Genomic DNA, 12,347 nt, shown 5'->3' with positions numbered 1-12,347 from the left:
TGTGGAAGTTCCTATGATGCCGGGACGGAAATTGGACAGAAACTTACCAACTTTTGATGTGAAGAGTGGTGGACAAGGCGAGATTCGAACTCGCGGCCTCTACCTTGCGAAGGTAGCAATCTACCGGGCTGATTTACTTGCCCATTTGGGTATATGTTCATTGTCGCAATGGATATAAATCTTTCATAAAAAAACAAAGGCGGGCAACAGATACTTATGCGCCGAGGCCGATATTATATCGGTGAGTTATAAATGGACGAGATGGACGATCTTCCTGTTTGTCAAAGCTGCGGGATGCCGCTGGAAGACGATGAGATGAAAGGTACTAACAAGGACGGAAGTAGGTCCGATGACTATTGCTTCTACTGTTTTGCGGACGGAGCATTCACAAGAAAGATGACATTGGAAGAGATGATCCAAAGCAACATCCGATTTCTGGATGAGTGGATAAGGAGCACTGGCATCGAAATGACGGAAGAGGAAGCGATAGAACAGCTGAGAGAATACCTGCCGACCCTGAAAAGATGGAAAAGCTGAACTGTATTATCAATAGCCCAATTCATCTAATGCCTTTGCGGCACCGGCAACGGCACTTACGCATACAGTGCCGAACAGCCCCTCTCTTTTTGCCTTGTCCCTGCCTTCCTCGGTTGATATGTCGCACCCCAGAATGTCGCGGCAGAGTATCCCGCTCGTCTTATCTTTAAAGCTTCTCAAGAACTCTTCCGTCTTCGCGTTGCATATTTCTTTGGAACCGCCGTGTTTGAGACCGATCACCAGTATCGCTCCGGAGGCGGCCCCGCAAATGTCCGCGCATCTGGCGCCGCTGTTCAGCCCGCAGGATATCTTAAAAGCGGTGTCCTTATCCAGACCATATCTTTCGCAAAAGGTCATCAATACGGCCTGGGAGCAGTAAAGCCCGTTGCGGAAATAGTCCTGCGCCTGTTTCACGTCGTTTCCCATTTATGTCGCCTCTTTTATCGAAAAGTACTTTCTGGTAAATAAAAGCGGAACAATGATCGCAGCGAATAGAACGGCATTGAAAGCGGCATTGAAATAGACCGAGAAGTACAAAGAGACGGACAGATCGATGAGCATCCAAGCTGCCAGCCCCAATAACAGGCAGTTCCATGCCCAGCGCTCTTTGTTCCTGTACGAATTGTCCACAATGAAAAAGATCATTATCCCGACAAGGACGCAGGTCGCTCCCAAGACGCCGTAGATCCACTGTTGGAAACGTATCATCTCCCCGGAAAGTTCGGAACCGCCAAAGAATGCGGGGTCGATCTGACTGCTGAACATTATATCGAACACATGCGTTCGGTTGAACAAGGCCATGAAGACCCCGAACGCCGCGAACACCAAACTCACGATTTTTAACCAAACGATCCAATTATCAAACTTTATCATGTATGCCTCTCCTTTGATTGTTCTTTATTATTTCGCAGAAATCCGACAGTTGGTCCAGACTGCCCCTCTCAAGCCCAAGCATATTTTCCAGCAATGACTGATACGCGGAGATCTTCCGCAAATACTGCTCATCGCCGCATTCGAACATAGGGTATTTGAAAACGAACTCCTCGACGATGAGCGCAAATTCTATGGTCTCGGCGGGATGGTCGGTCTTGAAGAACCCCTCATCGACCCCTTTCCGAATTATCGGTTCAAGAAGAAGGATGCTCCTCTCGATATACATTTTGGCGATCCTGTATGAGAGTGTGATGTTCCTGCTGCGGTATATCTCGGCTTCCAGACCGTATAGCTGTCGGTTCCTGCCGAGACATGCCGCCAAGAAAAGATTAAGCATTTCGAGCGTGCCGAACTCGTTCTCGGAAAGGATATCCCTTATGCGTTCCTCCTCGTTTTCAACGAGCGTCTGCACAACGGCATCCAATATCTCTTCTTTGGACTTGAAGTAGTAATACAGGCTGCCCTTTGATCCTCCCCACTCTCTCAGAATATCTTCTATTGTAGTGTATTCATAACCGTTCCGGGCGAACAGGTCCGTAGCGGCTCTGATGATCTCCGTCTTTGTGCGGTCGCTCTTTTTATTCTGCGTAGTCCCGGTCACCATTAATTAAACCGAACGTCGGTTTAATTATTTAGAGTTATTTCTATTTCTCAAAATATGCTCATAACACTCTTGGTGTATCGATCTTTACTCGAAGTCGTCGTCTTTGACGTACTGCGTTGCCCAGCCCATGGCCGCCGCGATGGGTATGAAGATAAGATACACCAGATTGTTGTTCACAGTATACGTAGCTGCGAATATCGCCACACCGACAACGGCACCGATGATCAAACCATATCTCATATTCTTCTGCTTTCTCTCCGATGCCATTATCACACCTTCCTGCCAAGTGCTTCTTCTGCTGCCAAGACCATTTTGTCCGTGATATCTTTCGCACTTCCGGTATAATTCTCCGGATCCATGACGGAAGTTATCTCTTTCACGGACAGGACACCCCTTATATCATCTCTTTCCAACAGGACATCCTTTAAGTCGACATCTCTTTCTATTGCGGTCATAGATGCGTCCCTCAGGATCTCGTGGGCATCCTGTCTGCCTATGCCTTTCTCAACAAGCTTCATCATCACCGGCTCGGCCATGATGAGGCCGCGGGACAGCTCGATGTTCTTCCGCATCCTGTCCGCATTTATCTCCAATCCCGCGAAGATCTTGTCCATCTTCACAAGCATCTCATCCAGAAGAACGAAGACATGCGGTATTGTGAACCTCTCCGCGGATGAGTTCGAAAGGTCCCTCTCGTGCCAAAGCACCTGATTCTCGAACGTCGGTATCACAAACCCCCTTATTATCCTGGCCAACCCGGTAATGTTCTCTGAATTGATAGGATTCCTTTTCTGCGCCATGGTCGAGCTTCCGACCTGCCGCTCTGCGTCGAACATTTCCGAGACCTCGCCGATCTCCGTTCTCTGCAGGTTCCTGATCTCGGTGCTGTACCTCTCAAGTGAGGTTGCGATATTCGCTAAAAGACAAATAAGCTCGGTATATCTGTCGCGTCCGACGACCTGTGTTGCCGCAGGCTCATATGTCAGAGAGAGTTCCTGCATTGTGAGTATCTGGATCTTTACAAAGTTCTTACCCAGGGCGGCACCCGTTCCAACTGCGCCGGCCATCTTCCCCGCACAGGCTCGCGGTATGATCTCGAACAGCCTTTCCCTGTGTCTGAGGACCTCCGCTATGTACCCTGCCATCTTGAAGCCGAACGTTATGGGAATGGCGAATTGCGCATGCGTCCTTCCGACCTCCAGCGTGTTCCGTTCTCTTTTGGCGATCTTTGCCAAGGTACAGAGCAATTCGTCCATATCTTGCTGTATTATCTCCAGCGCATCTTTGATCTGGAGAGCGGTCGCCGTGTCTATTATGTCATTTGACGTTGCGCCGAGGTGCACGTATTTCCCCGCGTCTCCTCTGCATTGTTCGGTCATCGCTCTGACCATTGCCATCGTATCGTGGTTGATCTCCTTCTCGATCTCCTTTATGCGGCTCATCTTCACAATATCCAGCGAAGCGACCCTGGCTATCTCGTCGGCATCGTTTTTACCGATAATGCCCAATGATGCGTTCGCTTTTGCAAGCGCGGCCTCAACCTTCATCCTGTACAGTATGCGGCTTTCTTCGGAGAAGATGGCCTTCATCTCGTTGCGGCCGTACCTATAATCGAGAGGGCATATCGAGCCTTTCATTTAAATCGAATGTCGGATTGAATAACATTATTTATATCTTTTATAGGAAGTGATTTTTGTAGCAGCACAGTATATAAAAAATAGCATGAGCGTGTTTGTGTTAGCTATTACCATATGACGATGATGTCCGGTAATGAAAAACAGTGGGAATTAACATGGAGTTCATGAAAATAGTGATGGCATACAACGAGATCCAATACGGAAAGGAAACTCTCGACAACGTTCTCGAAATGATCAAACAGATGCCGGACAAGAAAGCATCTTTCGACAACGGCAGAACTCTTCTTCACTTAGCATCTCAAATGCTGCATCCCTCTGCGGTGAAATACCTGCTGGCGGAAGGATGCGACCCGAACTCAAAGAACAGTTCGGGCGACACCCCGCTCATACTTGTCGCCAGACAGAAACAGCTGTTGTATATCCGCCCCGAGAACTCCGCATACGAAGTGACATGCGCGCTTATCGACGGCGGAGCAAACGCGGCATTGAAAGACAACAGGGGAGAGATGATCTACCTCATCGCCGCGAAGAACGGCAACGGCGAAATGATCAAGGCGCTCCATGACAAAGGAGTTCGTATAACACGCGCCGACGATTCCGGGAACAACGGCATTCATTACCTTATCGAATCCCTATACAACCCATTGAACGATTTCCGCCTTGCGGAGAAAAGATATAATGACGAGGCGCCGGGCGGCGTTCTGCCCGCAGGACGGGAGTTCGTCAAAAAGAACATGGAAGACTCCAAGAGATCAATGGAGTTCTATCTCAACGAGGCCTTCGTAGGCGCAAAGGCGTTCCTTGACTCGGGCGTCGACCCGGAGGACAAGAATAACATGGGCGAGACCGCCCATGTGCTGGCAGAGCGGCGCGGCACCAAGAAGATCGGAGCGCTCCTGAAAGGCGAACTCGGCGATGCGGGAGCGAATTCGGAACTTGCGGCAAAGGCGGGAGGCCTGACGATCGTCAAAGCGGCATTGAAGGGAGATCGTGAAGCCATACTAGCATTGATCGAACTCGGGTCGGACGTGAATGCGGTCGAGGACATATACGGCTACGGCGAAGGCACGCCGCTTGCCGGGGCCTGCCGCAACTGCGATGCGGAAACGGTAAAGCTTCTTCTGGGTCTCGGCGCGGATCCCAACCTGAAGACGGGCGACGGCAGGACCGCTATCACTTGGCTCAAAGGAGGGGAGATGCACTCGGTCTCTCAAAATTTCGAGAAGAAGAATCCGACCAGGATCATCGATGCCATGGTAGCTTCCGGAATGGACATCAACGCTTTCGTGAATGATCGATCCGATACTTTATTGATGTGGGCCCTTCGCGACAGCAACGGCGACATGGAGATGTTCGTGACTCGCGAGACCCTCCGCTGGTATGTCGTCAACAGTGCGATAAGCCACGGTGCCGATGTCAACAGATCCAATATCGACGGTCAGACCCCGCTGATGCTATCATGCATCGGGGACCCTAATTACAGTATGCGCATGGCGGATGAGATACAGATGCTGCTTCTCCAGAAAGGCGCCAACATTGCCGCGAGAGACAAGAACGGGAACACTCCCCTCATTTACGTTGCGAATAATTCCAACGCGAAGGCCGCAAAGGAGATGGCGGAGAACCTCTTCGACTTTGGCGACCCGCAGGCCGGCGCGGTCAACAACGCAGGGAAGTCCGCATTGGACATCGCCACGGAAAAGAACAACGAGATGCTCGTCAAGCTCCTGCTGAAAAATATGTGAGGCGGACGGCAAATATCAAGGCCATGCCGGCAGAGATACGGACATGACGAAGGTTAATCAGAAATCTTTATAAAGGATACCCTTATATAACGGCTCGAAAGTGGGCCATACTTTTGCTTATGGCTAAGTCGAACGATTGAGTGATGAATTATGGATAAATTTGTGGAGGAAACACAGCAATTTGATTCTCAGGAAGCACAGGAGTCGGCGTCCAAAGACGTTGACGCTCTTGAAGAACAGGAAGCTAAGATCGATGAGCCCTCGGCCAAAACGGCCGGGAAAGATGCGGAGACAGATGAACCTTCTGAGGAAGGCAAGCAGATGTCCCCCGAAGAGCTCGCCGACCTTGAACAGAAGCGCAGCATTCTGAACAATGATGCGGAAAGGCACAGGCGCCTCAGGGACGAACTGAACAACCAGACCAAAGAGTGGAAGGCAAAGAGAGATTCTTTGAACAACAAGGTCCGCGAATTGGTGGACGAGGCTGGTAAGTGCAGAGAGGAGCGCGACTCTTTCAACCAGAAGGTCAGAGAGACCAAGGTTGTAAGGGATGAGCGCAACCAAAAGGTCACCGCCCTGAAAGAGCAGATAGCCCAGCTGAAGCCGGAAAGGCCCAGCGAGGACAAGAACGAAGTGCCCGTAAAACAGCTCAAGAAGCAGCTTCAGGATCTGGAGTACACACAGCAGACGAAATCTCTCGGAAAAGAAAAAGAGAACGAGATCGTCAAGCAGATATCCGTAATCGCAAAACAAATACAGGAAAGAGAGAAATCCTTTGAGCAGAACGGGGAGATCAGAGAGGTCATCCAGCAGCTCAAAGATGCAAAAGTGCAGGCAGAGGCCGCGCACAAACAAGTATCCGAATACGCAGAAGCGGCGCAGGCTTCACACGACAAGATGATGAAGCTCTACGAAGAGGCCGACGCACTCAGGAAAGAGGCCGACGCGGCGCAGGCGAAGTTCATCGAAAGCAAACAGGCCGCCGATGAAGAGCACAAAAAGCACATCGAGCAGATCAAGTCCGTTCACGAGATGGACAAAGATGTGGCCGGCGCCAGGAGCAAGAAGACAGCCGCCAAGAAGAAGAAGGTCGACAACGAGTCCAAGAAAGAGGCAAAGGAGATCTTCGAGCGCTTCAAGGCGGGCGAGAAGCTCAGCACTGACAACCTGATGGCACTTCAGAAGTCCGGTTACCTTTAAAACTCCCGCTTTTGCGGGGTCCAAACCCCTTCTATATATCTTATCTTTATTTTATTGATTGAAAACGTTTATATAGCATCTCCGCCAATCACTATTTACGGGGAAAAAGGCCGGCTCTGTAGAGTGCATCCCATCCCTTCTGACTGGCTGGCCTGTTCCCGCACCTTTATTACCATATTCTAAAATACGATTGAAACAATAGCAGGTATGATCTCATGGTTCTGGAAGGATTGGGAAAGTCGCTCAGGGACGTTATAGCGCGCATCGGAAGCTCATCTGTGGTCGATGAAGAGCTGGTCAGAGAGATATCTAAAGAATTGCAGAGAGCTTTATTGCAAGCCGATGTCAACGTTCAGCTGGTCTTGGAGATAACGAACAGGATCCAAGAACGCGCACTGAACGAAAAACCTCCCGCGGGGAAGAGTTCCAAGGATCATGTCGTTCGCATCATTCACGATGAAATGGTATCCCTTCTTGACAACGGCGAAGGGCTGGTCCTGAAGCCGCAGACCATCATGATGGTCGGTCTTTACGGTCAGGGCAAGACGACGACCACGGGAAAACTTGCGCTGTTCCTCTCAAAAAAAGGATTCAGCGTCGGCCTTATCGGGGCTGACGTCTACAGGCCCGCGGCGCTCGATCAGCTTCAGCAGCTCGGAGCGAAGATCAATGTCGAGGTCTACGGCGAGCCCGGCAATAAGAACGCCGCGGAGATTGTGAAAAACGGAAAGAAGAAATTCTCCGACAAGAAGATAGTTATTATCGATACGTCCGGACGCCATGCGCTTGAAGAGGACCTGATACAGGAACTCAAAGATATAGCGGAAGCGTCAAAACCCGACGAAAGGGTGCTGGTCCTGGATTCGCAGGTCGGACAGCAGGCCGGCCCCCAGGCGGACGCTTTCAACAAAGCGGTCGGAGTGACCGCCGTCATACTGACAAAGATGGACGGCACGGCAAAGGGAGGCGGTGCGTTGTCGGCGGTAGCAAGGACCAAAGCGAGGATAATATTCATCGGTACGGGAGAGCACATACGCGACTTCGAACCGTTCAATGCTGGGAGATTCATCTCCAGGTTGTTGGGGATGGGCGATCTCGCCACGTTGGTGGAGATGGCCAAGGACGAGATGGATGACGAGGCGGCGATGGAACAGCTCGCAAAGAACATGATGTCCGGAAGGTTCACGCTTACCGACATGTATCATCAGATGGCCGCCGTGAGCAAAATGGGCCCTCTCCAGAAGGTCATGTCCATGATCCCAGGTTTCAGCAACATGGAAGGCAAGATCGACTATGAAGAGTCGCAGAAGAGACTTATCAAATTCAGAGTGATAATGGACTCCATGACAGTCGAGGAGAAGGACGAACCCAATGTCATAAAGGGGAAGCGCATAGAACGTATCGCAAAAGGTGCCGGTGTGACCCCGCAGGATGTAAGGGGGTTGCTCAAGCAGTACAACCAGAGCAAGAAGATGCTCGGTTCCATGGGTAAAGACCGCAAAGTGCGCAAAAAGATGATGCAGCAGATGGAAAAGATGGATATGGACGGCCTGCAGGACCTCCAGTGATCCGATGAGATATTTCGTTATCGTCGGACATAAAGCCGTTACCACCGGTGACTTCAAACTTGACGATATCGCCGGAGGGGCGGGGAGATTGGACATACTGATCAGATGCGTCAATTCCGCATTCTTCCTCAGCCACGACCTGAGAAAGGATACGGAACTGTTCCTTGTGTTGCAGGGAGGAGAGGACCCCCCGAAGACGGTAAGGATGTCGGGAGCGGAACTCAGGTACCTCAACCCTGACGAAAGGAGCACATCCTCGCTGATCAGGAACGCCCTGATAAAAAAGTTGGACACGGGCGAAAAAAGATCGTCACCCGGGATATATGTATCGAGGATGTCGTTCAGCGATGTCATTTCGATGCTTTCGGAAAAGGGGGAGCTGATCTACCTGAAAGAGGACGGTTCCGATATCAGAGAAACGGAGATACCGGACGATACGGTATTTGTGATAAGCGACAACAGGGACCTTACCGAAGATGAGGAGGGTCTGCTTTTGAGCTTCGATCCCCATAAGGTGTCGATAGGGCCGCACAGCCTTCATGCCGACCACTGCATCATCGTCGTACACAACGAGATCGACAGAAAAGTCCACTGAACCTTTTTATGCTGAACAGGAGATGAGGGAACATGGCAGACCAACCTGAAAAGATACCTCAGCACAAACATTGCCACAAATGCGGCAAGGCCTTCACCGGCGACGGATTGTTCTGCGGTGACGAATGTAAGGAGTCGACCGGCAAAGAGGCGAAGAGCAAACTGAAAAAGCTCGGCCTGATATGGTTGGTGATCGTTGCGGTGACGCTCGTTCTGGTCGCAATATACATGTTTGTGTAAGGCGTAGTGTAATCTTTTTTTAACGCAGACGAATATTATAGTGACCAGTGAAAAAATGATATCTATTGCCGCCGGTACTTTCAACATACTGCACGAAGGCCACAAAAGGCTTATCGAGAAGGCCTTCGAGGTCGGCGACAGCGTCATTATCGGATTGACATCGGACAGTATGGCATCCGCATCGAAGAAAGAGACGATCCCATACTATCTCAGAAAAAAGGAACTGGAAGCATTCCTTGAAAAAATGGACAAGCCGTGGGAAATAGAAGAAATAGTCGATATATACGGGCCCAAAAAGAAAGTTGACAGAGCAGACATCCTCGTTGTTTCCGAAGAGACGGCCCCCAACGCAGAGAAGGTCAACATCGAGAGAATGTCAAGAGGCGTACGGCCTCTGAAGATCGTCGTTATCCCCATAGTAGATGCGTACAACGACGAAAAGATCAGTTCGACGGGGATAATGAACGGAGAATATGCCAGGGACGGCAGCGGAGATTCCATTAAAATAGCCGTAGGATCAACTAACAGGGTAAAACTGGAAGCGGTAAGATCGGTCATGGAAAAGATCTTCGGCAGCGTGATAATAATGCCGGTCGATGTGGAGAGCGGGGTCCCCGAACAGCCGATGGAACTCCAAACACGCACAGGGGCCGTAAACCGCGCGAGGTCCGCAATAGGCGATAACGATCTCGCTGTAGGAATAGAAGCGGGCGTATTCCGAACGGAGGACGGACTGTATGACTTCCAGTACTGTGCGATACTTGATAAGAATGGAGAAATGACCGTGGGGGTCGGTCCCGGTTTCAAATACCCGGATGATGTGGCCGAGCTCGTATTGAACGGAATGACGGTGAGCGAAGCGATGCATAAGCTCTATGGGGACCCGGAAATAGGAAGAAAACAGGGCGCGGTCGGTCTTCTGAGCAAGGGACTGCTTGACAGGAAAACATTGACGGAACAGTCTGTCGTTGCGGCAATGATACCGAGAATGAAATAATACGATGGGTGATAATCACATTTTCTGTTTCATTCTGGCAATATGCTGTTGTGCTTTTGCATGCCCCTGTTCTGCGGAGCGACGATACCATTTTACGGCTTCGGCGAGGTTGGCGGGCGTACCGATCCCTTTTTCGTACATCACGCCGAGATTGCATTGTGCATCCGCATCTCCTTGTTCAGCTGAGAGTTTGAACCATTTGAATGATTCGGAAAGGTTCTGTCTTACTCCCATCCCGTTCAGATACATTGCCCCAAGGTTATATTGACCCCAAGCATGGCCCTGCTCGGCAGCCAGAAGATACAATCTGGCCGCCTCGGGACCGTTCGCATTGACACCGAACCCGTTCTCGTACATATTCCCGAGGTTGTACTGTCCCCACGCATTGCCCTGTTCCGCCGACAGTCTGAACCACTTCATCGCTTCCGCATAATCTTTCTTAACACCTTGGCCATTCAGATACATGGTCCCGAGATTGTATTGTGCGTCCGCATCTCCTTGTTCTGCGGATAGCTTGAACCATTTGAATGCTTCGGCATCATTCTCTTTGACCCCTCTGCCGTTCTGATACATAATCCCAACATTATACTGTCCCAGAGGATTGCCTTGCTCAGCGGTCAATCTGTACCATTTTAGTGCTTCCGCATAATCTTGCTTGACACCTGAACCGCTTTCGTACATATTCCCGAGGTTATACTGCGCCCACATGTCACCCTCTTCGGCGGCAGATCTGAACAACCTGAGTGCTTCGGCATGATTTTGCTTGACGCCTTTACCGTCAAGATACATGCGGCCGAGGTCGTTCACTGCCTCGATGTTCCCGTTTTCGGCGGCCATCCTGTACCATTTCACCGCTTCGGCATGATCCTCTTTGACGCCGAGGCCGCTTTCGTACATCCACCCAATACTGTACTGTGCATCCTCATCACCCTGTTCGGCGGCCATTCTGTACCATTTTACCGCTTCGGCATGATCCTGCTCAACACCTATTCCGTCTTCGAATATGCATCCGAGGTTGTATTGTCCTTTAACATCGCCTTGTTCGGCGGCAAGCAGATACCATCTGGCCGCTTCTTCATGATCTTGGGGTACCCCTTTCCCCCCGCTGTACAGGAAGCCGAGATTGCTCTGCGCTTCGGCATACCCCTGTTCCGCGGCAAGCCTGTACAATCTTGCGGCTTCCTCGTGATCCTGAGGAACACCCAAGCCCTTCTCGTATTGTACGCCCAAGTTGAACTGTGCGATCGCTTCACCCTGTTCTGCGGCAAGCCGATACCACTTGGCCGCCTCTTCGTGGTCCTGTTCCACGCCGGCTCCGATCTCGTACATCCACCCGATGTTGTTTTGCGCATCAGCGAGCCCGTCTTCGGCTGCCGCCGAATACCATTCATAGGCTTTGGTATAGTCCTCTTTGAAATGTATGCCATTAAAATGCATGTGTCCCAGATTATATTTAGCCCAGGAGTTGCCCCCTTCTGCGGCAATGGTGTATAATCTTACGGCCTCTTCGTGATCCTGAGGAACGCCCATCCCCTCGCTGTACATCTGACCGAGATTGTAGAATGCATCCTCATTCCCTTGTTCGGCGGAGAGTTTGAACCACCTGAGCGCTTCCGTCTCATTCTTTGGGACGCTTTGACCGTTCAGATACATCCACCCGATGTTATACTGCCCCCACGAATAGCCCTGCTCCGCCGACAACATATACCATTTGAATGCTTCATCGTCATCCTGAGGCACGCCGAACCCGGTGTCGTATGACCATCCCAAATTATATTGCGCTACTTCATCTCCCTGAACGGCCGCTAATCTGAGCCACTTGACCCCCGTCTCCGTATCCTTCTCTACCCCGATCCCATTCATATACATGTCCCAGATGATGAGCTGTGCGTCCGCGTCTCCTTGTTCGGCGACGGGCATGATCCATTTGAACGCTTCTTTCTCATCTTTTTCAAAGGCTTTGCCGTCGAGGTACATCAATCCGACGTTGAACTGTCCTCTTATATCGCCCCGTTCGGCCGAAAGTCTGAACCATTTGAACGCTTCCTGATAATTCTGATCGGTACCGATCCCGCTGAAATACAACCATCCGACCCCGATCAATGCATCATCGTCTCCTTGCTCGGCGGCAAGCATTATCCATTTGAACGCTTCTTTCTCATCTACTTCACCAATGTCGCCGTTAAGGTATATCCAGCCTAATGTTCTCTGCGCCTCCGGATCTCCTTTTTCCGCAAGAGCCTTGATCTCCTCAAAGTCGGACATGGTGTCATCATACCGCTTGTTGATTAT

At 50.7% G+C, this 12,347-nt stretch carries 13 protein-coding genes and 1 tRNA gene; 7 read left to right on the top strand and 7 right to left on the bottom strand.

The features are described 5' to 3' along the window. Positions 1–66: 66 nt before the first annotated feature. A tRNA-Ala gene (locus Mpt1_RS02500) sits at positions 67–143 on the bottom strand. 109 nt (positions 144–252) lie between these two features. On the opposite strand from Mpt1_RS02500, the gene Mpt1_RS02495 reads away from it, so the two are divergent. Continuing rightward, positions 253–537: a zinc ribbon domain-containing protein gene (locus Mpt1_RS02495; RefSeq protein ID WP_202965158.1), complete on the top strand. Its 285-nt coding sequence runs from the start codon at positions 253–255 to the stop codon at positions 535–537. A 9-nt stretch (positions 538–546) separates the two neighbouring features. Here Mpt1_RS02495 and Mpt1_RS02490 read toward each other — a convergent pair whose 3' ends face one another. The 5 genes from Mpt1_RS02490 to purB all read right to left on the bottom strand — a co-directional run bounded on the left by Mpt1_RS02490 (position 547) and on the right by purB (position 3,711). After that, positions 547–963, bottom strand: coding sequence for a C-GCAxxG-C-C family protein (locus Mpt1_RS02490; RefSeq protein ID WP_048111786.1), 417 nt, complete (start codon positions 961–963; stop codon positions 547–549). Further along, complete coding sequence (locus Mpt1_RS02485; RefSeq protein WP_148305805.1) at positions 964–1,371, bottom strand: hypothetical protein; 408 nt, start codon at positions 1,369–1,371, stop codon at positions 964–966. It abuts the gene before it with no gap. A gap of 25 nt (positions 1,372–1,396) precedes the next feature. Then, complete coding sequence (locus Mpt1_RS02480; RefSeq protein ID WP_048111781.1) at positions 1,397–2,074, bottom strand: TetR/AcrR family transcriptional regulator; 678 nt, start codon at positions 2,072–2,074, stop codon at positions 1,397–1,399. 84 nt (positions 2,075–2,158) lie between these two features. After that, complete coding sequence (locus tag Mpt1_RS02475; protein WP_048111780.1) at positions 2,159–2,341, bottom strand: hypothetical protein; 183 nt, start codon at positions 2,339–2,341, stop codon at positions 2,159–2,161. Between the two features lie 2 nt (positions 2,342–2,343). Continuing rightward, complete coding sequence (gene purB / locus Mpt1_RS02470) at positions 2,344–3,711, bottom strand: adenylosuccinate lyase (protein ID WP_048111778.1); 1,368 nt, start codon at positions 3,709–3,711, stop codon at positions 2,344–2,346. A gap of 155 nt (positions 3,712–3,866) precedes the next feature. Between purB and Mpt1_RS02465 the strand changes: the two genes are divergently transcribed. From Mpt1_RS02465 to yjjX, 6 genes are all read left to right on the top strand, one after another. Continuing rightward, positions 3,867–5,456 carry an ankyrin repeat domain-containing protein gene (locus Mpt1_RS02465; protein WP_048111777.1) on the top strand — a complete coding sequence of 530 codons (1,590 nt, stop codon included), beginning with the start codon at positions 3,867–3,869 and terminating at the stop codon, positions 5,454–5,456. Between the two features lie 150 nt (positions 5,457–5,606). After that, entirely contained in the window at positions 5,607–6,656 is a 1,050-nt protein-coding gene (locus Mpt1_RS02460; protein WP_052399245.1) for a coiled-coil protein, read from the top strand. Positions 6,657–6,871: 215 nt separating this feature from the next. Continuing rightward, the gene (locus Mpt1_RS02455) at positions 6,872–8,224 is read left to right on the top strand and encodes a signal recognition particle protein Srp54 (protein WP_048111775.1); all 1,353 of its coding nucleotides are present in this window, start codon (positions 6,872–6,874) and stop codon (positions 8,222–8,224) included. 4 nt (positions 8,225–8,228) lie between these two features. Next, positions 8,229–8,819 carry a tRNA (pseudouridine(54)-N(1))-methyltransferase TrmY gene (gene trmY / locus Mpt1_RS02450; RefSeq protein WP_048111773.1) on the top strand — a complete coding sequence of 197 codons (591 nt, stop codon included), beginning with the start codon at positions 8,229–8,231 and terminating at the stop codon, positions 8,817–8,819. 32 nt (positions 8,820–8,851) lie between these two features. Further along, complete coding sequence (locus Mpt1_RS02445; RefSeq protein ID WP_048111771.1) at positions 8,852–9,058, top strand: DUF2116 family Zn-ribbon domain-containing protein; 207 nt, start codon at positions 8,852–8,854, stop codon at positions 9,056–9,058. 40 nt (positions 9,059–9,098) lie between these two features. Continuing rightward, positions 9,099–10,055 carry an inosine/xanthosine triphosphatase gene (gene yjjX, locus Mpt1_RS07420; RefSeq protein ID WP_148305804.1) on the top strand — a complete coding sequence of 319 codons (957 nt, stop codon included), beginning with the start codon at positions 9,099–9,101 and terminating at the stop codon, positions 10,053–10,055. A 15-nt stretch (positions 10,056–10,070) separates the two neighbouring features. Here the strand turns inward: yjjX and Mpt1_RS02435 are convergent, their stop codons facing one another. Next, the gene (locus tag Mpt1_RS02435; protein ID WP_082007226.1) at positions 10,071–12,320 is read right to left on the bottom strand and encodes an SEL1-like repeat protein; all 2,250 of its coding nucleotides are present in this window, start codon (positions 12,318–12,320) and stop codon (positions 10,071–10,073) included. Between the last annotated feature and the right edge of the window lie 27 nt (positions 12,321–12,347).

Origin of the sequence: Candidatus Methanoplasma termitum (assembly GCF_000800805.1) — an archaeon.
Lineage (GTDB): Archaea > Thermoplasmatota > Thermoplasmata > Methanomassiliicoccales > Methanomethylophilaceae > Methanoplasma > Methanoplasma termitum.
Note: the sequence above shows the minus strand (reverse complement) of the source record. Positions and strands in the feature narration are given on the sequence as shown.

Bases quoted from the DNA above. Each gene is read 5' to 3' on its own strand.
- Mpt1_RS02495 (WP_202965158.1), top strand. From the start codon at position 253: ATGGACGAGATGGACGATCTTCCTGTTTGTCAAAGCTGCGGGATGCCG.
- Mpt1_RS02490 (WP_048111786.1), bottom strand. From the start codon at position 963: ATGGGAAACGACGTGAAACAGGCGCAGGACTATTTCCGCAACGGGCTT.
- Mpt1_RS02480 (WP_048111781.1), bottom strand. From the start codon at position 2,074: ATGGTGACCGGGACTACGCAGAATAAAAAGAGCGACCGCACAAAGACG.
- Mpt1_RS02475 (WP_048111780.1), bottom strand. From the start codon at position 2,341: ATGGCATCGGAGAGAAAGCAGAAGAATATGAGATATGGTTTGATCATC.
- purB (WP_048111778.1), bottom strand. From the start codon at position 3,711: ATGAAAGGCTCGATATGCCCTCTCGATTATAGGTACGGCCGCAACGAG.
- Mpt1_RS02465 (WP_048111777.1), top strand. From the start codon at position 3,867: ATGGAGTTCATGAAAATAGTGATGGCATACAACGAGATCCAATACGGA.
- Mpt1_RS02460 (WP_052399245.1), top strand. From the start codon at position 5,607: ATGGATAAATTTGTGGAGGAAACACAGCAATTTGATTCTCAGGAAGCA.
- Mpt1_RS02455 (WP_048111775.1), top strand. From the start codon at position 6,872: ATGGTTCTGGAAGGATTGGGAAAGTCGCTCAGGGACGTTATAGCGCGC.
- trmY (WP_048111773.1), top strand. From the start codon at position 8,229: ATGAGATATTTCGTTATCGTCGGACATAAAGCCGTTACCACCGGTGAC.
- Mpt1_RS02445 (WP_048111771.1), top strand. From the start codon at position 8,852: ATGGCAGACCAACCTGAAAAGATACCTCAGCACAAACATTGCCACAAA.
- Mpt1_RS02435 (WP_082007226.1), bottom strand. From the start codon at position 12,320: ATGTCCGACTTTGAGGAGATCAAGGCTCTTGCGGAAAAAGGAGATCCG.